Annotated in this window: 20 protein-coding genes; 14 read left to right on the top strand and 6 right to left on the bottom strand. The window is 72.5% G+C overall.

Translation table 11 applies throughout. From position 1 onward, the window contains the following. Nucleotides 1-112: 112 nt before the first annotated feature. The 5 genes from Dvina_RS18695 (at nt 113) to Dvina_RS18675 (ending at nt 3,514) form a co-directional block, all read left to right on the top strand. Nucleotides 113-709, top strand: a complete 597-nt coding sequence (locus tag Dvina_RS18695; protein ID WP_223103748.1) for a redoxin domain-containing protein — start codon at nt 113-115, stop codon at nt 707-709. Next, nucleotides 706-1,266: a DsbA family protein gene (locus tag Dvina_RS18690; protein ID WP_223103747.1), complete on the top strand. Its 561-nt coding sequence runs from the start codon at nt 706-708 to the stop codon at nt 1,264-1,266. The genes Dvina_RS18695 and Dvina_RS18690 overlap by 4 nt, the downstream gene beginning before the upstream one ends. Before the next feature lie 13 nt (nt 1,267-1,279). Further along, the gene (locus Dvina_RS18685) at nt 1,280-2,317 is read left to right on the top strand and encodes a hypothetical protein (protein ID WP_223103746.1); all 1,038 of its coding nucleotides are present in this window, start codon (nt 1,280-1,282) and stop codon (nt 2,315-2,317) included. Between the two features lie 73 nt (nt 2,318-2,390). Further along, nucleotides 2,391-2,822, top strand: coding sequence for a DUF2267 domain-containing protein (locus Dvina_RS18680; protein ID WP_223103745.1), 432 nt, complete (start codon nt 2,391-2,393; stop codon nt 2,820-2,822). Between the two features lie 35 nt (nt 2,823-2,857). After that, nucleotides 2,858-3,514 (top strand): HAD family hydrolase, encoded by a 657-nt coding sequence (locus tag Dvina_RS18675; RefSeq protein WP_223103744.1) that lies wholly within the window; start codon nt 2,858-2,860, stop codon nt 3,512-3,514. Between the two features lie 107 nt (nt 3,515-3,621). Here Dvina_RS18675 and recD2 read toward each other — a convergent pair whose 3' ends face one another. Continuing rightward, nucleotides 3,622-5,856, bottom strand: coding sequence for an SF1B family DNA helicase RecD2 (gene recD2 / locus Dvina_RS18670; RefSeq protein WP_246656551.1), 2,235 nt, complete (start codon nt 5,854-5,856; stop codon nt 3,622-3,624). A 362-nt stretch (nt 5,857-6,218) separates the two neighbouring features. Between recD2 and Dvina_RS18665 the strand changes: the two genes are divergently transcribed. Next, entirely contained in the window at nt 6,219-7,235 is a 1,017-nt protein-coding gene (locus tag Dvina_RS18665) for a ParB/RepB/Spo0J family partition protein (protein WP_223103742.1), read from the top strand. A 19-nt stretch (nt 7,236-7,254) separates the two neighbouring features. On the opposite strand, the gene Dvina_RS18660 is transcribed toward Dvina_RS18665, so the two are convergent. The 3 genes from Dvina_RS18660 to Dvina_RS18650 all read right to left on the bottom strand — a co-directional run bounded on the left by Dvina_RS18660 (nt 7,255) and on the right by Dvina_RS18650 (nt 10,865). Next, entirely contained in the window at nt 7,255-8,265 is a 1,011-nt protein-coding gene (locus Dvina_RS18660) for a ParB and winged helix-turn-helix domain-containing protein (RefSeq protein ID WP_223103741.1), read from the bottom strand. 65 nt (nt 8,266-8,330) lie between these two features. Beyond that, nucleotides 8,331-10,154, bottom strand: coding sequence for an FtsX-like permease family protein (locus tag Dvina_RS18655; protein WP_223103740.1), 1,824 nt, complete (start codon nt 10,152-10,154; stop codon nt 8,331-8,333). A gap of 3 nt (nt 10,155-10,157) precedes the next feature. Further along, nucleotides 10,158-10,865 (bottom strand): ABC transporter ATP-binding protein, encoded by a 708-nt coding sequence (locus tag Dvina_RS18650; RefSeq protein WP_246656303.1) that lies wholly within the window; start codon nt 10,863-10,865, stop codon nt 10,158-10,160. A 247-nt stretch (nt 10,866-11,112) separates the two neighbouring features. Between Dvina_RS18650 and Dvina_RS18645 the strand changes: the two genes are divergently transcribed. Continuing rightward, nucleotides 11,113-12,090 carry a sulfotransferase domain-containing protein gene (locus Dvina_RS18645; protein ID WP_223106269.1) on the top strand — a complete coding sequence of 326 codons (978 nt, stop codon included), beginning with the start codon at nt 11,113-11,115 and terminating at the stop codon, nt 12,088-12,090. 31 nt (nt 12,091-12,121) lie between these two features. Beyond that, on the top strand, nt 12,122-13,726 hold the full coding sequence (locus tag Dvina_RS18640; RefSeq protein ID WP_223103739.1) for an MBL fold metallo-hydrolase: 1,605 nt from the start codon (nt 12,122-12,124) through the stop codon (nt 13,724-13,726). Between the two features lie 85 nt (nt 13,727-13,811). On the opposite strand, the gene hppD is transcribed toward Dvina_RS18640, so the two are convergent. Next, complete coding sequence (hppD, locus tag Dvina_RS18635; RefSeq protein ID WP_223103738.1) at nt 13,812-14,795, bottom strand: 4-hydroxyphenylpyruvate dioxygenase; 984 nt, start codon at nt 14,793-14,795, stop codon at nt 13,812-13,814. 254 nt (nt 14,796-15,049) lie between these two features. Here hppD and Dvina_RS18630 point away from each other — a divergent pair, with 254 nt between their 5' ends. After that, nucleotides 15,050-16,963, top strand: a complete 1,914-nt coding sequence (locus Dvina_RS18630; RefSeq protein ID WP_380032088.1) for an ABC transporter ATP-binding protein — start codon at nt 15,050-15,052, stop codon at nt 16,961-16,963. A gap of 33 nt (nt 16,964-16,996) precedes the next feature. Here Dvina_RS18630 and Dvina_RS18625 read toward each other — a convergent pair whose 3' ends face one another. Continuing rightward, nucleotides 16,997-17,206: a hypothetical protein gene (locus Dvina_RS18625; protein WP_223103736.1), complete on the bottom strand. Its 210-nt coding sequence runs from the start codon at nt 17,204-17,206 to the stop codon at nt 16,997-16,999. A 198-nt stretch (nt 17,207-17,404) separates the two neighbouring features. Between Dvina_RS18625 and Dvina_RS18620 the strand changes: the two genes are divergently transcribed. The 5 genes from Dvina_RS18620 to Dvina_RS18600 are packed head-to-tail and all read left to right on the top strand — an operon-like array spanning nt 17,405 to nt 21,539. Then, nucleotides 17,405-17,959: an RNA polymerase sigma factor gene (locus Dvina_RS18620; RefSeq protein ID WP_223103735.1), complete on the top strand. Its 555-nt coding sequence runs from the start codon at nt 17,405-17,407 to the stop codon at nt 17,957-17,959. Then, nucleotides 17,956-18,654 carry a hypothetical protein gene (locus Dvina_RS18615; RefSeq protein ID WP_223103734.1) on the top strand — a complete coding sequence of 233 codons (699 nt, stop codon included), beginning with the start codon at nt 17,956-17,958 and terminating at the stop codon, nt 18,652-18,654. Before Dvina_RS18620 ends, Dvina_RS18615 begins: the two co-directional genes overlap by 4 nt. Before the next feature lie 16 nt (nt 18,655-18,670). Further along, complete coding sequence (locus Dvina_RS18610; RefSeq protein WP_223103733.1) at nt 18,671-19,414, top strand: ATP-binding cassette domain-containing protein; 744 nt, start codon at nt 18,671-18,673, stop codon at nt 19,412-19,414. Continuing rightward, the gene (locus tag Dvina_RS18605) at nt 19,411-20,898 is read left to right on the top strand and encodes a hypothetical protein (RefSeq protein WP_223103732.1); all 1,488 of its coding nucleotides are present in this window, start codon (nt 19,411-19,413) and stop codon (nt 20,896-20,898) included. Before Dvina_RS18610 ends, Dvina_RS18605 begins: the two co-directional genes overlap by 4 nt. After that, nucleotides 20,895-21,539 (top strand): hypothetical protein, encoded by a 645-nt coding sequence (locus Dvina_RS18600; RefSeq protein WP_223103731.1) that lies wholly within the window; start codon nt 20,895-20,897, stop codon nt 21,537-21,539. The genes Dvina_RS18605 and Dvina_RS18600 overlap by 4 nt, the downstream gene beginning before the upstream one ends. Nucleotides 21,540-21,629: the final 90 nt, after the last annotated feature.

The raw sequence follows: 21,629 nt of genomic DNA, 5'->3' as shown, positions 1-21,629 counted from the left end.
AGAGCGTCGGTGACGGGCGTGTCCGCGGGCATGGTCACGACCGGCTTGTGCGTCCGCCACTCACGCCGAGCGGGTGATGCGGTCCCATTCCCGGCCCACGGAGGATGGTGGCATGTCTAAGGAACGAGGGCTGCTGCCGTCTGGTCAACGGGCGCCGGACTTCGAGCTGCCGAGCACACCCGACCAGCGGGTGGCGTTGTCCGATCTGCAGGGTGGTCCGGTGGTGCTCGCGTTCTATCCGGCGGACTGGAGCCCGGTGTGCGGCGACCAGATGACGCTGTACCAGACGGTACTGCCGGAGTTCGCCCGCTATGACGCCATTCCCGTGGGCATCTCGGTCGACGGCGTATGGTGCCACCGCGCGTTCGCCGAAAACCGGGCCATACGCTTTCCGCTCCTGTCCGACTTCCATCCGAAGGGTGACGTCGCCCGGCAGTACGGGGCTTACTCCGATGATGACGGCGTTGCCGAACGCGCGTTGTACGTGATCGACCCGGACGGCCTGGTGTTCTGGAGCCACCTTTCGCCGCGCGGGCTGAACCCGGGGGCGGACGGCATCCTCAATGCGCTGGCGGATCTGTCGGCCCAGCACAAGGGTCCGCAGATCCAGCCGGATGACCGTCGGGACGTGGACGTGGCCGAGCAGGTCGCCGGACGCCGCGAGGCGAACCAGGCGCGCCGTGATGAGTTGAAGGGCGAGACACCATGACGACACCGCTGCAGACTGCGAGCGCCCGGCTCGCCGTACCGGTCACCGAACGCGACCACACGCTGGGGCCCGCCGACGCCCCGGTCACGCTCGTCGAGTACGGCGACTACCAGTGCCCGTACTGCGCGGGGGCGCACCCGATCGTGGGCGAGCTGCTGCGCCGGCGGCAGGGCACGATCCGGTTCGTGTTCCGGCACTTCCCACTGACGAACGTCCACCCGTTCGCCGAGATGGCGGCCGAAGCCGCCGAGGCGGCCGGCGCCCAGAGCCGCTTCTGGCCGATGCACGACTGGCTCTTCGAGCACCAGCCCCAGCTCGACGCGACGACCATCCTCGCGGGCGCGGAGGCGCTGGGGCTCGACGACGAGGCGATCGCCGGGGCGATCCGCGGCCACCAGTACCTCGCCAAGATCCGTTCGGACTTCGTCGGCGGGGTCCACAGCGGGGTCAACGGCACGCCCACGTTCTTCATCAACGGCGCTCGGCACGATGGCGGCTACTCGCTGGCGGAGCTGGAGTTTGCCGTCGACGAAGCCGCGGCGGACGTCGAACGCTGAAGCCGACGGCCCGGTGATCGTCGGGCTGGTCGCGTCACCCGGGTCGGCTGCGGATCTGGCCCGCCAGGTCGTCGACCAGCTTCCGGACATGCTCGCCCGCGGTTCGCCCGACGCCGCGTGGACCGTCCGTGTCAGCGTCGATCGGCTCGTCGAGCATCCCTCCGGGCTGTCCGAGCTGATCGACGCCGCCCGTCACCGGATGTTGCAGGAGGGCTGGCAGCTCACGGTGTGCCTGACCGATCTGCCACTGCAGCGGTCCCGGCGGCCGGTTGTCGCGCACGCCAGCGCCAGCCATTCGGTCGCGGTACTGTCAGTTCCGGCGCTCGGGCCGGTCGCGGTCACCAGCCGTGCCCTCGAGACGATCGTCCGGCTCGTGACCGCCCTGCTCGCCGGGAACGACGAGGACACCGCCCGACAGCTCGGCGGCCCGGTGGAGGCCGACCATGGCGGCATCGGCCTGGTCGCCGGTGTGGTGACCGGAAACCTGCGCCTGCTGCTCGGCATGCTGCGCGCCAACCGGCCGTGGCGGATGACGATCGGGCTGTCGAGGGCCCTCGTCGCAGCGATCACCGCCGGTGTTTTCGCGCTTGTCACAAGCGACATCTGGCGGCTCGCGGTGGAGTACAGCCGGGTGCGGCTGGCCCTGCTCAGTGTCGGTGCGGTGCTGGCGGTCGTGGTGACCATCATCGTGGGCGCCTCGCTGTGGGAGCGCGTGCCGCCGGGCGCGGCGCGCGGGTCCCCCGCAGCGCAGCAGGTGATCCTGTTCAACCTGGTCACCGTGCTGACGGTCATGGTCGGCGTGCTCGCACTGTATGTGGCGCTGCTCGTACTGGCGCTCGGCGGCGTCCTGCTGCTGGTGCCCGAAACCGGCTTGAACAACGCTCTCGGCCGTCCGGCCGGCACCGACGACTTCCTGGCCATCGCCTGGCTGGCGTCGTCGGTGGCCACGATCGGCGGCGCCCTGGGCGCCGGACTGGAGAGCGACGAGTCGGTCCGGGAGGCGGCGTACAGCTACCAGCCGGACGAGATCATCGACGAGCACCGGGCCTGAGCCGGGCCATGTCGTGCGCATGGCCGGGCCCGGGCCGGGTAGTGCCCTGTTCCACCTACCGGAGGAGGACGACATGAGTGGCGGTACCGGCTACGACTCATTCGACACCACCGTGGACAAGACAAACCGGTTGCTGCACGACATCGAGCAGGAGTTCGGGTGGCCCCGGACCCGGCGCAACCAGTCGTACGCCGCACTCCGGGCGGTGCTGCACGCCCTGCGCGACCGCCTGCCGGTCGACGAGTCTGCACAACTCGCGGCGCAGCTGCCGATGCTGGTCCGCGGCATCTACTACGACGGCTGGGACCCGAGCCGGGTGCCGGTGAAGATGCACCGCGCGGAGTTCGAGGCGCGTGTGCGGCGGGAGTTCCCCTTCGACGTCGAGGGCGGCGCCGAACGCCTCATTACCGTCGTGCTCAACGCGCTGAAGCGCTTCGGCACGGCGGCCGAGTGGGCGGACGTCAAGGCCAGCATGCCCAAGCAGCTCGCCGCCGTGCTGCCCTGAGCCGTCCGCGCAGCACGCGATGAGGAGCGAGGGCGATGACAAGCGGAGTGTTCTTCGACCTTGACGGCACACTTGTGGACACCGCGTATCTGCACACGGTGTCGTGGTGGCAGGCGTTCCGGCAATATCAGCGCGACGTCGGGATGGCAAGGATCCATCGCGCCATCGGGATGGAGGCCGACCGGATCATCGACCATCTGCTCGGGCCGGGCCACGACCGGTACGACGACGACAACATCCGCGCCGCGCACAACAGCCTCTACGCCCAGTACTGGTGGCGTGTGCGTCCCACGCCCGGCGCGCGGGAACTGCTGCAGTCCGTCGCGGAGCGCGGCCTGCGCGCGGTGATCACCTCGTCCGCGTCCCGGGCCGAGGTGGAGATCATGCTGGCCGCCCTCGACGCACACGACGTAATCGACACCGCGACGTCGCTCGACGACGCCGGTGCGAGCACGCCGGCACCGAACACCATCCAGGTCGCGCTCGACCGGACCGGGCTCTGTCCGGCAGAGGTGGTGTTCGTCGGCGACTCGGTCTGGGACGTGCACGCCGCCGGCGCGCTCGCCATCCCCTGCATCGGCCTGACCTGTGGCGGCATCAGCGCGGCCGAACTGCTCGAGGCGGGTGCGGTCCGCGTCTACGACGACCCGCGTGCGCTGCTCGAGGCCGGCGACGGCGGCCTGCGCCGCTGACCGGCCGCCATGCATGAGTGGGCCGGCCTCCAGCCGGTCGAACACGGCGGGCCCGATAGCAGGGCCGATTCCCAGTGGAGCATGGCGAGACGACCGCCGTTCGTCGGTCATGAGCGCGCGCTTCGGGTGATGCGGTGCGTCAGCGCGGTATGACGTCTCCCGGCGCCGGCCGTCCGCACCGCGATCGAAAGGGCCCGGCGGCTGCCAGCGAGCACGACCAGGCGCTTTGCCCGAGTGACAGCGGTGTACAACAGATTGCGCTGCAACAGCGTGTAAGCGCTCATCGTCACCGGGATGACGACCGCCGGATACTCGCTGCCCTGGGAGCGGTGCACCGTGATGGCGTAGGCGTGCTGCAGTTCGTCGAGCTCGTCGAAGTCGTATTCGACGTCCTCGTCCTCGTCGGTGCGCACGGTCAGGTGCCTGTCGGTCTGGTCGAGGGCGGTGACGACGCCGACGGTACCGTTGAAGATCCCGGCGGCGCCTTTCTCGTAGTTGTTGCGGATCTGAATCACCTTGTCGCCGAGGCGGAACACGCGGGCGCCATGGCGGCGTTCGGGGGCGCCCTCCCGGTGCGGCGCGATCGCCTCCTGCAGCCTCGCGTTGAGGCCACCCGCGCCGGCGGGGCCGCGGTGCATCGGGGTCAGCACCTGGATGTCGCGAGGTTTGATGCCGAACCGGCGCGGCACGCGATTCGCCACGATGTCGACGATGGTGTCGGCCGTGGCCTCAGGCTCCTCGACGGGGAACAGGAAGAAGTCGGGGTGCTGCCCGAAGACCGGCGCCTGCCCGGCGTTGATGCGGTGGGCGTTGACGACGACACCGGACTGTGCAGCCTGCCGGAACACCTTTGTGAGCCGCACTCGCGGGATGTGCGGCGCGCCCAGGATGTCGCGAAGCACTTCGCCCGCGCCGACCGACGGCAACTGGTCGACGTCACCGACAAGGAGCAGGTGCGCGCCCTCCGGGATGGCCTTGACGAGCTTGTTGGCCAGGATGAGGTCGAGCATGCTCGACTCGTCGACGACGACGAGGTCGGCCTCGAGCGGGTGGTCACGGTCGAAGGACGCATCGCCGCCGGGTCGCAGCTGCAGCAGCCGATGCACGGTCGTGGCCGGATGCCCGGACAGCTCGGTGAGCCGCTTGGCGGCGCGGCCGGTCGGCGCGGCAAGCACGATCCGGGCCTTCTTCGCCGCGGCCAGAGTGATGATCGACTTGACGGTGAACGACTTGCCGCAGCCGGGCCCGCCGGTGAGCACGGCGACCTTTGCGGTGAGCGCAAGGCGTACCGCATCCCGCTGTTCATCGGCGAGGTCCACACGTGTGCGGGTCCGCAGCCACGTGAGGGCCTTGTCCCAGTCGACGGTCGCGAACGCGGGCATGCGGTCCTCACGCGTGCGCAGCAGCCGTAGCAGGCTTCCGGCCAGCGCGGTCTCGGCGCGGTGGAAGGGTACGAGGTACACCGCCGGGATACTCGAGCCCTCCGCGCTCGGATTCGGCACGGCTTCGCGGACGACCCCCTCGGCGGCGACCAGATCGGCCAGACAGGACCGGACCAGCTCCGGCGGCACCGACAGGATCTCGGCCGCGTCGGCGATGAGGTTGGGCTCGGGTAGGTAGCAGTGCCCGGAGTCGGTGGCCTCGGAGAGCGTGTACTGCAGGCCGGCCTGCACGCGCTGCGGGCTGTCCTCCGGGATGCCGACCGCGCGGGCGATCGTGTCCGCGGTGCGGAACCCGATGCCCCAGACGTCGGAGGCGAGCCGGTACGGCTCATGGCGCACCACCGTGACCGATGCGTCACCGTACTGCTTGTAGATACGCACCGCGAGCGAGGTCGACACGCCGACGCCCTGCAGGAAGACCATGACCTCCTTGATGGCCTTCTGTTCCTCCCAGGCGGCACCGATCATGCTGGTGCGTTTGGGTCCGAGACCGGGGACCTCGACGAGCCGCGCCGGCTCCTCCTCGATGACCCGCAGCGTGTCGATGCCGAAGTGCCCGACGATACGGGCCGCCATCCGGGGGCCGATGCCCTTGATGAGCCCGGATCCCAGGTACCGCTCGATGCCCTGGACGGTGGCTGGCAGGACGGTCGTGAAGGAATGCACTTCGAACTGCCGGCCGTACTTCGGATGCGAACCCCACCGGCCGACAAGACGCAGGCTCTCCCCCGGCTGCGCCCCGAGCAGCGACCCGACGACGGTCAGCAGATCCTGGCCGGAGCGCTCGGTGGCGACCCGGGCGATCGTGTAGCCGGTCTCCTCGCTGACGTAGGTGATCCGCTCTAGCACCGCATCGAGCACCGTCGCCTGTACTCCGGCAGCACCGACCTGCGGGGGTATCGACACACCTTGCATCGTACCTACGGATGATCACCCCGGCCCGTAGGCCGTCGCCGTGCAGCATGTTGGAAGGTGGATCGGCACCACTGTCGATATGACCCATGTGCTGGCGGCCGGCCTGCCCTGGCATCCGGCCGTCGATCCGCCCCGAGTGCCCGCCGTGGCCGCCGCAGGCGCGCGAGAGATCATTGACCCCTCCAAATGGGTTCGATACGCTGGCGCCGTTGTCCGCCGATCACGGTTCGCATCGCCGGAGTCCGGCAACCAGGCCGTCATCGCTGGCCAATGCACGTCGAAACGTCGCCATGTCATCGACTGCTGACAATTGGTGATCTGGTCACGCGTGCCACGGGGGTAACGTGATGCAGCCTGTTCCTGACGATTCTGCGCGCCCGCAGTTCGACGCCGCCGAGACCGGGCCCGACGGCGAGCGGTTCCGCACCGATCCGGCCGTCTGCCGGGTTCCCGTCGCCGACCTGCGCGGCGCCGACTCACCGCGCGTCAACGGCGAGGACGCCGCCCACATCAGGCTGCTCGCCAGCGTCGAGGCCCGGCTGCCGCCGATCCTCGTGCACCGCGGCACCATGCGTGTCATCGACGGCATGCACCGCCTCGCCGCGGCCCGGCTGCGCGGTGAGGCGGTGATCGAGGTTCTGTTCTTCGACGGCTCCGAGGCCGATGCGTTCGTCCTGGCGGTCAGGCTGAACATCAGCCACGGCCGGCCGCTCGCCCTTGAGGACCGCACGGCCGCCGCGCAGCGCATCATCGAATCGCACCCGGAGTGGGCCGACCGCGCGATCGCCGCGGCGACCGGCCTGAGCTCGCGGCTCGTCGCGCAGGTGCGCCGCCAGAGCGAGGCGGAGCGGGCCGGCCGGCCGACCACCGCGCGGATCGGCCGCGACGGGCGAATCCGCCCGACCGACTTCGCGCAGGGCCGGCTGCGCGCGGCGGAGATCATCAACACCGATCCGGACGCGTCGCTACGCAGCGTCGCCAAGGACGCCGGCGTCTCGCTGTCCACCGCGCAGGACGTGCGCAGCCGGCTGCGCCGCGGCGAGGACCCGGTGCCCGCGCCGCGCAAACCGGCCCGGCGCAACGTGCCGCGGCAGCCGACGCCCGCGCCGGAGACGGCGCCGCGCGCCGACCTCGACGCGATGATGCAGGGCCTGGCCAGCGACCCGTCGCTGCGCTTCTCCGAGACTGGCCGCAAGCTGCTGCGCTGGATGCGAACCCGGGTCGCCTACCCCACCGAGTTCGACCGAGTCTCCGACAAGGTGCCGATCCACAGCGCGTACATCATGACCCGCATCGCCCGGCAGTGCGCCGACGAGTGGCGCCAGATTGCCGACGACCTCCAGCGCGGCACCTCGGACAGCTGAGGCGCCGCGCCGGAGGACCTCAGGCCGACGCCTGCACCCGCTGCTCGAGGGTGTCGGCGAAATGCCGCCACTCGTCGGCGCACTGCGAGGCGATCGTGACGAGGATGTACCGGCAGTGGCTCGGCACGATGTCGGCGAGGTCCTGCCACTCGCTGGGCCGCACCAGGCGGGTCAGCATCCAGCGCACGATGTCGCGCCCGGACTCGGAGAAGCGCAGCGACGGGTCGTTGGCCAGCCCGCGCAGCATAGCCTCGAACTCGTCGTCGAGCGCCCGCTCCGCTGGCTGCGGCAGCGGCGGCTCGGCCTGCGCCGCGGGCCGGTCGCCCGGTCGGCCTGGCTGCACCGGGTCCGCACCGGCGCGCAGCCGGTTGCGCACGTCGAGCGCCGTGGCGGGCGAGATCCCGGCGCGGCGGGCCACCTCCCGCATCGAGGTGCTCGGCTCGGCCCGCAGGATGTTCTCCGCCTTGTGCCGCCCGTCGGCGGGGTTGATCGGCCGCCAGCGCCCGTCGCGTCCCTGGCGGGCCCGCGGTGCGCCCGGCCCGCGGGTGGCGTCGGCGAGCTGCCGGCGGATCTCGGCGACCGTCCGCGTGCCGAGGCCGGCCGCCGCCGCGATCGCCCGGTCGGACCAGCTGCTGTGCGTGGCCACGATGCGCTCGGCCGCGGCGTGCCGGTCCGCCGGCGACAGCGGCCGGCCGTGCTCGATGTTCGACTGGACAGCGAGCAGGAAGGCGGCCGAGTCGGTGCCGTCGAAGAAGCGGACCTCGATTGTCTCGTCGCCGCGTAGGGCGGCCGCGCGCAGCCGGTGCATGCCGTCGATGACACGCATCGTCGAGCGGTGCACGATGATCGGCGGCAGCGGCACCTCGAGTTCGGCGAGCATCCGGGCGTGCTCCTCGTCCTCGCCGCTCAGCCGCGGCGAGTCGGCCGGTAACAGCAGGCTGGTCGGTACTCGCCGGCTGTCCACGTCGGCGGCGGGCAGCCATCGGCCCTCCGCACCGGACAACTCGTTCGCACCTGGTTGTACATCCATCGTCGACTCCCCCAGTAGCGCGGTGTTCGGCCAGTCGGTTCGTTGCTCGGCGTTCGTTCAGGGCCTCAAGCGGCCGCCTGCAGGTTCTGCACGATCGACACCCGCCGGCTGGCCTGCGCGGACAGCCCGGCCAGCACGTTGACGACGACGAGGGCGCCGAGCACGACGGCGACGAGCATCCACCAGAAGGGCACCACCAGGTCGCCGTGGCGCAGGGCCTGGTGCGCGAAGATCCCGGCCGGGATGCCGACGACCGTGCCGATCATGGCCGGCACCAGCTGGGCCACGCACAGGCCGAGCGCCGCCTGCCCCGAGGTCGCGCCCAGCGCGCGGATCAGCGCCGAGCTGTGCCTGGAGTCCAGGACCGCCGTCCAGGCGATGAACACGGTGTTGACGACGGCCAGGATCGCCACCATCACGGCGAGGGCCACGATGAGCTGGTGGATGCGGTCGACCCGAGGGTTGTCCAGGGTGCTGGCCGAGGTGAAGACCCGCGTGTAGAAGGTCGACACGCACAGCATGATGACGATGCCGGCGATCGTGATGAGGAATCCGACTGCGTTGAGGATGCTCCGGCGCGGCCGCCGGGTGGCCAGCCGCAGCCCGAAGAGCAGGGCGACCGGCAGCCCGGCCGACGCGTTGACCACGCGGGTGCTGCGCCGCGGCGCCCGGGGCGCGTTGTTCAGCGCGGCGACGGTGCTGGAGCGGGCGGCGCCGAGCGCGGGGACGAGCGTGGCCGCGGCGGCGATGCCGAGCGCAGCGGCCGCGACGATCACGACCATCCGCGCGGTGATCTCCGGCGAGCCGGCGGTGCCCAGCAGGCCGTCGCCGGCGGAGGTCAGCAGCGGCGCGACGAGCCGCGCGGCAAACAGCCCGAGCGCCGCGGCCACCACCGCGATGACCAGCTGCTCGGCCAGCAGCACGGCGGCGATCAGCAGGGGCGTGGCGCCGACGGCCTTGAGCAGCCCGACGCGGCGGCGCTGCTCGGCCATCCGGCCGCCGACGAGCACGACGATGCTGGTGATCGCCAGCAGCCCGAGCAGGGTGCCGCCGATGCCGGAGGCCTGCTGGACGTTCTCGATCGTGAGGTTGTCCCAGTCGCGGATCTGCTGCCAGGAGGACAGTCGCGGCGTGGCGGCGTCGATCAGGCCCGGGCCCGGGCTGTGCGCGGCGGCGAACGCGTCGGCCTGCGCCGGGTCGGCGAGCCTGAGGTCGAGGAAGTACGCGACGCCGCGCTCCGGCGAGATCAGGCCGTCGAGGTCGGCGTCGGACACCCAGACGAAGCCCGGGGTGACGGCGCCGGGGGTGGCGCTCTCGGCGCTCCAGCCGACGTCGTAGGTGCTGGGGTACGGCGGGATGGAGGCCGACACCGCGATCCCGGCGACGCGCAGCGGGCGACCGCCGATGGTGATGGCGTCGCCGACGCGCACGCCCAGCGCGGTGGCGAAGGCTCGCTCGACCACCACGCCGCCCCCGGTGACCCAGGCGCCGTCGGTGACGTACGGCTGGTCGATCGCGGCCGGGGCGGTGCCGCGGCCCTGCGTGAGGGCCGTCGCCTGCCGCCCGCCCGCCTGCACTGGGGCCTGGATCACCCGGTACGGCCCGCCGTGCCCGACCACGCCCGGCGCGGTGCTCAGCGCGTTGAGCGGGCCGAGGTTCGCCGGGCGGCCGCGGGCCGCCGGCGGCGTGACGATCTCGGCGAGCACGTCGGGCCCCGCGGTCGCGGCCCGGGTCTGCTCGTAGGGCCGGTCGGTGATGTTGCCGAGCGTCAGGCCCACGCCCAGCGAGCCGGTCGCGACCACGATCACGATCAGGACGAGCAGGGCCTGGCTGGGGTGGCGCTTGACGTCGCGCGCCGCGAGGCGGGCGACGAGCAGCAGGCGGCCCACGCCCTACGCCTCGCGTCCGGCCGGCGGGCGGGTGTCGCCGACGAACACGCCGTCCCGCATGCTGATGAGCCGGTCCGCGGCGTCGCCGATGCGCTGGTCGTGGGTGACCAGGATCAGCGTCTGGCCCGCGTCGCGCAGCCGGCCGAAGAGCCGGAGCACGTCCTCGGTCGCCGCCGTGTCGAGATTGCCGGTCGGCTCGTCGGCGAGCACCACGGTCGGCTCGTTGACGAGCGAGCGGGCCACCCCGACGCGCTGCTTCTGCCCGCCGGACAGCGCGGCGGGCAGGAAGGTGGCCCGGCCGGCCAGGCCCACCTGCTCGAGCAGCGCCGTGGCCCGCGCCCGTGCCGTCTTCGGCGCGACGCCGGCGACGAGTGCCGGCAGCTCGACGTTCTCCACCGCGGTGAGCTCGTCCATGAGATGGAACGCCTGGAAGACGAAGCCGACGGTGGCCCGCCGCGCCCGCGCCAGCTGCTTCTCGCTCATCCGGTCGAACGGCTGTCCGGCGACGTCCACCGCGCCGGCCGACGGCCGCTCCAGGCCGCCGAGCAGGTGCAGCAGCGTCGACTTGCCGCAGCCGCTGGGCCCCATCACGGCGACCGTCTCTCCCCGCCGCACCTGCAGATCGACGCCGTTGACCGCGTGCACCAGGGCCGGTGCGGCGCCGAAGTCCTTGTGCAGTGAACGGGTGACGAGCACAGACTCCTCGTTCAAGATCGCTGTACCTCCGTGACCTGACCGTCTTCCTCGACTCTCTATTGCGTGGGCGACCCGAACGGTTCGCGCCTTCGTCGGACGTTTTTCGGCGCGCCGCGACGTTCGACTGCGTCGGGAGCAGCAGTCGAACGGCCCGGTGTATGGCTGCGCCGTCGTTGACTGCTCTTCCGGCCTGAGGTGAGGATGGCCACGCCCGACGGAGCGGCGACCGGCCCAACGAGCACCGAATAGGAGCCAGCTGACGATGCCAACGAGCGGCCGCGCGAGCCGGGTGATCGTGATCTCGCTGATGAAGTCGGGGACCCATCTGGTCAAGGAGCTGATGCTGGCGCTGGGCTACGGCGTGTACGGCCACGTCCGGGTGACGCCCGACTGCCGGCCGGTGCTCGACTCCGCGACCCGCGTGCGCATCGCCGGCCTCGTGCACGGGCCTGAGCGGGCGGCGGCGCTGGCGGGCCTGCCGGAGCCGCAGTTCCTCGCCGCCACCGACCAGGCGTGGGAGGCGCTGGCGTGGTCATGGCAGCAGCGTCTCGGCATTCCCCTGGTCAACCTGTACGGCACGGAGCTGGTCAACAGCTCCCTCGTCGCCGACGCCGTGCGCCGCAGTGCCGGCTCGCGGTTCGCCGACACCCCCGAGGGGGTGTGCTGGATGCTGCACGAGTTCGACGTCAAACGCATCGATGCCAATTTCCTGCACGAGTGGGCCGAGACCGGCGAGCCGCGGATCATCTTCAACTACCGCGATCCCCGCGACACCATGCTCTCGCTCGTGAACTTCCTGTGCGGGGAGACGGGGCGGGGGCTCAGCGCCTTCCGGAACCTCTCGGCGTTCAGCCGCATCCTGCTGTCCATGCCGTCGCTGGAGCAGCGCCTGACGTACGCGCTGAAGGACGACTCGTTCCCGTGCCAGGACGGCGACTACCGGCGCATGGCGTGGCTGCTGCACCACCCCGACGTCTGCGCCACCTCGTTCGAGGAGCTCGTCGGGCCCAACGGCGGCGGCTCGCGCGAGGTACAGGTCCGCGCGGTCAAGCGCCTCAGCGACTTCCTCGGCGCCGACGAGCGCACCCCGGAGGACATCGTCGACACGCTGTACAACCCGGGCGCCTTCTCGTTTTTTCAGGGGCAGATCGGCGCCTGGCGCGACGTCTTCACCGCCGAGCACCGGCGGCTGGCCGACGAGCGCTTCGGCGAGGTGCTGACCCGGTACGGCTACGAATGACCCGGTCCGCTCTGGAAGGTGACGAACGACAATGACCGTGGGCCCGAAGACCTACCTGCGCCCGTCGGCAGCGGCCCAGCCGCTGATCCACCGCTGGTACGCCTGGCCGTACCTGATCGCGCCGCACACCGGCGCCCTGAACCTCCGCGAGCGGATCCTGCCGATCCTGCGCAACTACCTCGACGCGCCCGAGCGCCACGCCGAGGCGCTGGCCAACCCGGCGTTCTACGGCGGCCCGTTCGTCAACCCCGGCCCGGCCGGCCCGGCGGGCGTGACTGCGCTGCTCGAGGCGACCCTGCGCGAGGGCCGCGATCGCCTCGCGCTCGCCGACGACATCGACCAGGTGCAGGAGCTGCTCGACCGGCACGCGACCGGCGGCAGCCTCGAGCCGCTGTACGCCCAGCTGCCCGATACGCTGCGCGGCTGTGTCGAGCTGGTCTACGACAACGCGCACCGGGCCGGCTGCCGGTTCTTCGAGCCGCTGCTGTACCGGCGAACCGCCTCCGACGCCCAGCACCAGGTGCTGTCGTTCACCGCGGCGCCGGAGCGGGACCAGCCGTTCGTCTACGGCAGCCCGGTCCTGCCCCGCGCCGGCCGCCTCGACGTCGCCCGGCCCTTCTCCTCCCCGCTGTGGGACGCGCTGTTCGCCGCCCGGCTCGATCCCGTCGACGCCCGCGAGCTCGCCGAGCGCCTCGAGCTCGAGCCCGACACCTTGCCCGACTTCACCGCGCTGTTCACCGACGACGCGCCGCGCCCGGCCGCCGCGGTGGAGCCGGGCCGCGTGCGGACCCGGTTCTTCGGCCACGCCGCCGTGCTCGTCGAGACCGCCGGCGCCGCGGTCCTGCTCGACCCGCTGATCGGCTACGCGGACGACGGCCACGAGCACTTCAGCATCGCCGATCTGCCGGCCCGCCTGGACGCCGTGGTCATCAGCCACTTCCACTCCGACCACTTCTCCCTGGAGACGCTGCTCCAGCTGCGCTCGCGCACCGACACGATCCTGGTGCCGCGCAGCTCCGGTGGCTCCCTGCAGGACCCCAGCCTGCGGACCATGCTGGGCGTGCTGGGCTTCCGCAATGTGCAGGAGCTCGGCGAGCTCGACGCCGTGCGCGTGGCCGAGGACGTCGAGGTGGTCGCGCTGCCGTTCCTGGGCGAACACGCCGACCTGGACATCCGCACCAAGATGGTGCCGCTGGTCCGCGCGGCCGGCCGCACCTTCCTGTTCGCCACCGACATCACGCCCCTGGAGCCGCGGCTGTACGACCTCGTCCGCGACACCTACCGCCAGCTCGACGCGCTGTTCATCGGCCTGGAGTGCGTCGGCGCGCCGCTGAGCTGGCTCTACGGGCCGCTGCTGCGGCGACCGGCGGCACGGCGCGACAATGAGAGCCGCCGGCTCAAGGGCTCCGACGCGGCTCAGGCCGATCTGCTGGCCCAGCGGATGAACGCGCAGCGGGTCTTCGCCTACGCGATGGGCCTGGAGCCGTGGCTGAAGCACCTGACCGGCTCCGAGTACGACCCCGACTCCGAGCAGGTCCGCCAGAGCCGCCTGCTGGTGGAGCGCTGTGCCCGCCGCGGCGTCCCGGCCGAGCTGCTGTACATCCGGGCCGAGCACTCGTGGTCCGCAGTGGACTGACCACGCACAGAGGACGTGAGCTACCGCGGCGTCCGCCAAGGTCGCCCTCATGCCGGCCCGCTCTCTCGAGCGGGCCGGCGGCCGTTCAGCCCGTGGCCTCGCGGTCGTGCTCGACGGCCTCGTAGAGCGCCCTGATGTTGGCGCTGCCGAACCCGCGTGACCCGCGCCGCTGGATCAGCTCATAGAACAGCGTGTTGCGCTCGTACGGCGAGCGGCTGAACAGCTGCAGCAGATATCCCCACTCGTCGCGGTCGGCGAGGACCTGCGCTCGGCGCAGCGACCCGATCTCGTCGCGCATCTCCGCGAACCGCTCGGCCAGCCGGTCGTAGTAGGCGTCCGGGGTGCTCAGGAACTGCACCCCGTGCTCGCCCAGATCGTGCACGGCCGCGATGATGTCCTCGACCAGGAATGCCAGATGCTGCACCCCGGGCCCGCTGTTGCGGCTCAGGAAGGCGTCGAGCTGGCCGCGGCCCTTGGCCGGGTCCGGCGCGACGAGGGTGAACGTCACCTCGCCGGACTCGCTGCGCACCACGATCGAGTCCATCGCGTTCTCGCCCACGTCGACGTACTCCGAGGAGTACCGCGACATCCCGAACCCGCGGATGTAGAACTCGGCGTGTTCGCCGATCGTCCCGCCCTCGAGGCACACCGCGACGTGGTCGAGCAGTCGCAGCCGATCGCCCGCCGAGCCCGGCCCCGCGGCCAGGTCCGGCGCGGCCGGCAGCAGCGTGTGGCCCACGTCGCCGAAGCCGGAGACGACGGCGTGGCCGCGCAGCGTGCCGAGGGGGCGGGCGCCCGCGGCCAGCGCGGCGTCGCGGGTGGCGTCGGCGTCGTCGCACACCAGCGCGATGTCGGCGATCCCGTCGCCGTGCGCGTCGACGAACTTCCACGTCGCCGGGCCCGAGGTGACGAGCAGTCGAACGTCGCCCTGGCGCAGCACCACCGACTCGCGATCGCCGCCGGCCAGCTCGCCGGCCCGGGTGAAGCCGAACGCCGAGACGAGCTGCTGCGCGGTGCTCGCGCTGTCTTTCGTGTACAGGTCCACGTATCCGATGGAACGGACCGCCATCAGTGACCCTCCTTCGCCCACAGCGGGCGCACCCGCGCGGTGGCATGCCGAAGCACCGAGCGCCTGCTCGGTCGACGGGATCGGGGTGTCGTGCGGAACATTCAGTCCGCGATGGCCTCACCGTACACAAAGGACCATTGACGGTCCATCGACCGCGACCCCTCGTCCGGCACCCCGGTTGGCGCTAGCCTCGGCAGTCGACCGGCGCCGACAGGGATGAGGGCAGTGGCATGGCGATGGCTGGCGGCCTTGGCATGGGGCCGGTGCGCGTGAACATGGCCGACGAGTCCATCACCCGGCAGAAGGTCCGCCCCGGCACGCTGCGGCGCATCGTGCCGTTCCTGACCCGCTACCGCTGGTCCTTGGCGCTGCTGCTGCTCACCACGATCGTGGACGCCGCCATCACCGCGGCCAACCCGCTGATGCTCAAGGAGATCATCGACTCCGGCATCATGCACCGGCGGGCCGGCCTCGTCGCGGGGCTCGCCGCCGGTCTGGCCGGGCTCGCCGCGCTCGACGCCGTCGTCGTCTACATCCAGAGCTGGTGCTCCGGGCGCATCGGCCAGGGCACCATCTACGACCTGCGCCGCTCGGTCTTCGACCACATCCAGCGCCAGCCGCTGTCGTTCTTCATGCGCGCGCAGACCGGCGCGCTGGTGTCCCGCCTCAACGGCGACGTCATCGGCGCCCAGATGGCGGTCACGACCCTGCTGACCCAGGCGCTGTCAGCCATGCTGACCCTGCTGTTCATCCTCGCCGAGATGCTCTACCTGTCGTGGCAGATCGCCATCGCCTCGCTCGTGGTGATCCCCCTCTTCCTCGTGCCGGCCCGGCTGATCGGCCGGCGCAACCAGCGCCTCACCCGGGAGGGCATGCAGCAGAACGCGCAGCTCGGCTCGATGATGACCGAGCGGTTCAACATCTCCGGCGCGCTGCTGGCCAAGCTCTACGGGCGGCCCGAGGAGGAGTCGGCGGCGATCGCGGAGCGGGCCGGGCGCATCCGGGACATTGCCACCGCGGCGCAGGTCTACGGCCGCATGTTCTTCATCATCGCGACGCTGCTCGCCTCGCTGACGACCGCCCTGGTGTACGGCTTCGGCGGCAGCCTGGTGATCGACGGCTCGCTGCAGATCGGCACGCTGGTGGCGATGATCGCGCTGCTGATGCGCATCTACTCGCCGGTCAACCAGCTCACCGGCCTGCAGGTCAACGTCATGACGGCGCTCGTCAGCTTCGACCGGCTCTTCGAGGTCCTCGACCTCGAGCCGCTCATCCGCGAGCGGCCCGGCGCCGTCGCGCTGGCCGGCGACGGCCGCACCGCGCCCGACATCCAGTTCGACGCCGTCTCCTTCCGCTACCCGGACCCGGCCGCGGTGTCGCTCGAGTCGCTGGAGTCGCCCGGCAAGCGCGCCAAGCTGCCAGTGCCCCGTCAGGCGCCCGCCGAGGCCCCGTGGGTGCTGCGCGACGTCACGTTCCGAGCGCCGGGCGGCAAGCTCACCGCGCTCGTCGGCGCGTCGGGGGCCGGCAAGACGACGATCACGCATCTGGTGCCCCGGCTCTACGACGTCGGCCACGGCGCGGTGCGCATCGGCGGCCAGGACGTGCGCGACGTCACGACCCGCTCCCTGCACGACACCATCGGTGTGGTGACCCAGGACGCGCACCTGTTCCACGACACGATCCGAGCCAACCTGACGTACGCGCGGCCCGACGCCGGCGAGGGCGACCTGGTGGCCGCGTGCGAGGCGGCTCAGATCTGGGACACGATCCGCGACCTGCCCGACGGGCTGGACACCGTCGTCGGCGACCGTGGCTACCGGCTCTCCGGCGGTGAGAAGCAGCGCATCGCGCTGGCCCGCCTGCTGCTCAAGGCGCCACAGATCGTGGTGCTCGACGAGGCCACCGCGCACCTGGACTCCGAGTCCGAGGCGGCCGTGCAGCGCGCTCTGGAGACGGCGCTGGCCGGCCGGACAGCGCTGATCATCGCGCACCGGCTGTCCACGATCCGCCACGCCGACCAGATCCTGGTGGTCGACGACGGCCGCATCCGCGAGAGCGGCACGCACGAGGAACTGCTCGCCCTCGGCGGGCTGTACGCGGAGCTGCACCGCACACAGTTCGCCTGGCAGGCCGAGCCCGGCACCGCCGTGGAATCAACCCCGGCCTGAGCCGCAGGCGTTCGACCGCCGCGCCGACCGCAGTCAAACGCCCGTGCTGCCGAGCTGGAGGCCGACCAGGCAGTTCGACTGCGTCGCCGAGGGCGGGCCGGCCGCGCCGAACAGCGCTGCGGCATCCTCGGCGGCGATGATGATCTCGATGCGCAGGTCCGGCCGGCGATCGTCGCGGCCGAGGCCGACCCGCAGGCAGAGGCTCGCGTCCGGGTTCACCGATACAGCCACCACGCCGTCCACGACGCCGGCAATGTCTCCGGCCTGTCGAGCGTTCACGAGCCCGTCCCCCTCAGGCGGGCGCACGGCGCCCGAATTGTCCGGCTCCGGGCATCGCGCCGCCCAGGCGGGCCGCCTGGCCGGTAGAGTAATGCTGCTCCCAGGCAGGTTTTCTGCCGTCCACCGTGAACCGACCGGCGTCCGAGCGCAATAGGGACTGTGATGGAGGATGACGAGCTGATCTGTCGTGTCGCCGCCGGCGACGACACGGCGCTGCGGGAGCTGTTCTTCCGGCACGCGCCGTGGCTGAGCGCCCGGTTGCGATCGACGCTGCCCGTCTCCGACGTCGAGGACGTGCTGCAGGAGACATTCCTCGCCGTGTGGCGGGGCGCCGGTGGCTATGAGCCGCGCGGCATCGGCGCCGGCTGGCTGTGGGGCATCGCGCGCCGGCAGGCCGCCCTCTGGCTGCGCCAGAGCGGCCGCGCCGCGGAGTTGCTGGGCCGGATCGCGTCGGCCGAGCCGGTCGAGGTCGACGATCCCAGCGACGCGGTCGTCTGGCGGGTCGACCTGGCCGCCGCGGTCGAGGCGCTGGGGCCGGCCGGGGCGCCCGAGCGCGAGGTCTGGCGCCTGCTGTACGTCGAGGACCGATCCGTCTCGGCCGTGGCCGAGCTGATGGGCGTGCCCGAGGGCACCATCAAGAGCCGCGCGCACCGGGCCCGCCGACTGCTGCAGGCCGCGTTGGGCCGGCGCGCCTCGACGGCGAACGGAGGATCATGAGCGACACCGAGATCCCGCCCGGCGTCAACCTCGACCGGGTCTGGACGAACGTGGCCTCGGAGGTCTGGCGCCGGCACCCGGGCCCGCTGGAGCGCGGCGCCGCCCGGCTGCTGCGCTCCCCCGGCCTCGCCCGCGCGCTACTGACCACCCCGTCACTCCTGGTGCCGTGGCTGGCCGCCACGGTGGTCGTGCTCGGCGCCGGCGCCGCGGCGACGCTCGGCACCAACCAGCCCCTCGTTGCGCTTGTCGCGCCGGCCGTGGCGGCCTCGGGCATCGCCTACGCGTACGGGCCCGGCATCGACCCCGCCTGGGAGCTGACCCGCAGCACCGCGATCAGCGACCGCATGGTGCTGCTGGTGCGGGCGCTGGCCGTGTTCGCCGTCAATGCCGCGCTCGGCGCCGCCGCGTCGGCGGCGTCCGGGATGGCCGCCTCGATCACGTTCGGCTGGCTGGTGCCGATGACCGCCGTCTCCGCCCTCGCGCTCGCCGGTGCGACGCTTGCCCGCTCGGCAAACGTCGGCGTCGCCGCCGGCCTGGCCGGCTGGACGATCATGGTTCTCGGCAGCCACGGCGCCACCGGGCGGCTCGGCACCGCGGTCGCGGACTCGACGCTCGTCGTGCCCTACCTCGCCTTCGCTGCCGCCTGCTGCGGCGTCGTGTGGTACGCGACGTGGCCCGCGCGCAGAACGCTTTGACCCCCGGAGGAACCGCATGAATGTCGAGATCACGGGCCTGACCCTGCGCTTCGGCCGCGCCCAGGCCGTCGCCGGAGTCGACCTGCACGTCGGCGTCGGGGTCTTCGGGCTGCTCGGGCCGAACGGGGCGGGCAAGACCTCGCTGCTGCGGACGCTCGCCACGGTGCTGCACCCGACGTCCGGCACCGTGCGGCTGCTGGAGCGTGATCCGCGCTCCTACGCGCAGCGCCGCGAGATCCGCCGCCGGCTGGGCTATCTGCCGCAGAATCTCGGCTACTACCCCGGCTTCACGGTGCTGGAGTTCGTCGAGTACTTCGCCCTGCTCAAGGAGGTGCCGGCGGCGCAGGTGCCGGCGGCGGTGGCCCGGGCGGTCGAGCGGGTCGACCTCGGCGACCGTGCCCGGTCCAAGCTGCGCACGCTGTCCGGTGGCATGCTGCGCCGGGTCGGCATCGCCCAGGCGATCGTCAACGACCCGGAGCTGGTGCTGCTGGACGAGCCGACCGCCGGGCTCGACCCGGAGCAGCGCATCCAGTCGCGCGAGCTCATACGCTCGCTCGGCCAGACGGCCACCGTGCTGGTCAGCACTCACCTGGTCGAGGACGTGGCGGCCGCCTGCGGCGAGGTCGCGCTGATGGACCGCGGGAAGATCATCTACCGGGGCACCCCGGCCGACCTGGCCGCCCGCGGCGCGGCCGGCGGCGTCGGCGACGCGGCCATGGAGCGCGGCTACACGTCGGTCCTGGCCGAGGCCCGGGCATGACCCTGACCACCACACCGCCGGCGGCCCGGACCAGCCCGGCGGTCAACGCCGCCCGTCTGGTGCGGCTGGAAGCGCGCCGCAACGTCGTGCTGCTCCTGCTGCCGCTGCTGGCCCTGCTGTTCTGGTTCGACGCCTACCGGGCGGTCATGGCGACCCCGCCGTACTGGGCGCTGCGCGGCATCGTCATGCAGAAGCACATCCTGCTCGACTTCGTGCCGCTGCTGGCCGGCGTCGCGGCATGGGTCGGCTCCCGCGACGGGCGGCGCGGCACGGGCGAGCTGATCACGGCCACCTCCCGGCCCCGGTGGATCGCGCAGTGCGCCGCCTGGACGGCGACCACGGGCTGGGGCGTGCTGGCCTACGTGATCGGTGTCGGCATCCTCTACGGCCGCACCGCCGCTCAGCACGCGCCGGGCGGCCCGGCGTGGTGGCCGGCCATCGTGGGCCTGTGCAGCCTGCCGGCGTTCACCGCCCTGGCCTTCGCGGCCGGTGCGTTCTTCTCCGGCCGCTTCACCACCCCGATCGCGGCCATCCTGGCGCTACTGCTGCTCGAGGCCGGATTCCGCGGCGCGTCGCAGTCATCGAGCCCCTACCTGCTGATCGTGCCGCTCAACGCGTTGCCCGGCAGCACCCCGTCGGCCGACGTCGCGGTCTTCGGCCCCTACCTGCCCGACCTGTCCATCTGCCAGATCATGGCCCTGGCTGGGCTGGGCCTGGCCGCGCTCGCGGCGCTCGGCCTGCCGCCGGGCGCCGCGGGGCCGGCCGCCCGGCGGGTCTTCGCCGGGCTGATCGCGCTCGGGCTCGCCCTCACGGGCACCGGCGTCGCCCTGGCCGGCACCGGCCGGCAGCAGGCGACTGGCCTGGTCGCCGTCCCCGCGCTGCACAACGCCGCCGACGACCGGACCATCGCCTACACGCCCGCCTGCACGACGTCGGCCACGCCCGTGTGCGTGCACCCGGCCTTCCGGGAATACCTGCCGGCCACGCAGGCCGCGTTCGAGCCGATCCTGCGCGAGCTGGCCGGGCTGCCCGGCGCGCCGGCCCGCATCGAGCAGGGCCCGTCCGGCTACGCCGGCGGCACGCCCGTGCACCTGTCCGGGCAGCCCCCCGTCGCGACTGTCGACCTCGCCGAGGCGATCCCCGCCGACACCGGCCGCGCCTACACCACGGCCGAACTGACCGACATCTTCCGGCGGGCGTTCGCGCCGCCGCTGGTGGCTGCCGTCGTCGGCACCGGCCAGGGCCGCCCCGACGAGGCGCAGTCCGCGGTCCTCGAGGGCCTGCTGCTGGCCTCCGGCACGCCGCAGACGCCCTGCAGCGGCGCCTGCATGGTCAGCGAGGTGGGCGCGCCCCGCCCGGGCTCGGCCGCGTACGAGGCCGGCAAGCGCCTGGCCGGGCTGCCCGCCGACGTCCGCCACGACTGGCTCGCGGAGCATCTGCCGGCGCTGCGGGCGGGCCGGATCAACCTGGAGCAGCTGCCATGAACAGCAACGTGTCGACCGCCCCGGACGGGGGCGCCCTCGCGGTCGCCCGACCGCGGCTGCTCGTGCTGCACCTGATCAGCCGCCGCGTGCCGGCGGCGCTGCTGGCCTTCGTGGCTTGCGGCGTCGGCCTGCGCCTGGCCGAGCAGCTGCGGTTCATACCGTCGAGCGGCCTGGCCTCGCGCCTGGTCCCGCTGACCATCGAGGCGCTGGCCGCGGTCGTCCTCGCCACGACGACGCGCAGCCCGTTCGGCGAGCCCGAGCGCATCACCGGCCGCCGGGTCGTCTACCTGCGCGGCGCGGCGATCCTGGTGACCGGCGCGGCCGCGGTCGGCCTGCTGCTGGCCGGTGCGACGGGCACGGCGCTGCCGCTGGGCAACTGGGCGGTGCTGCGGGACACCGCCGGCCTGATCGGCCTCGCACTGCTGTGCGCGACGCTGTTCGGCGCGTCGTTCTGCTGGACGGGCCCTCTGGCGTTCCTGATCGTGGCCCAGCAGGCCCTGAACGCGGCGTGGACGACGCCGCTGCTGTGGCCAGCTCGTCCGGCCCACGACCTGGGTGCCGCGGTGTGCGCCGCGGTGGTCCTGGTGGCCGGCCTGGTGGTGGCGACCTACGCCGGCACCCGCGAGCCGAAGTCCGACTGAGCGCACTGCCTCACCACCGCACCGCACCGCCCGGCTTCAGCGCCGCGGCCGGCGGGCGCGAGGCGCCGCCGCAGGACGCAGCAGAGCACC

This window comes from Dactylosporangium vinaceum (assembly GCF_019904175.1).
In the GTDB taxonomy this organism is placed as follows: domain Bacteria; phylum Actinomycetota; class Actinomycetes; order Mycobacteriales; family Micromonosporaceae; genus Dactylosporangium; species Dactylosporangium vinaceum.
This window is presented reverse-complemented; position numbering and strand designations above follow the sequence as displayed.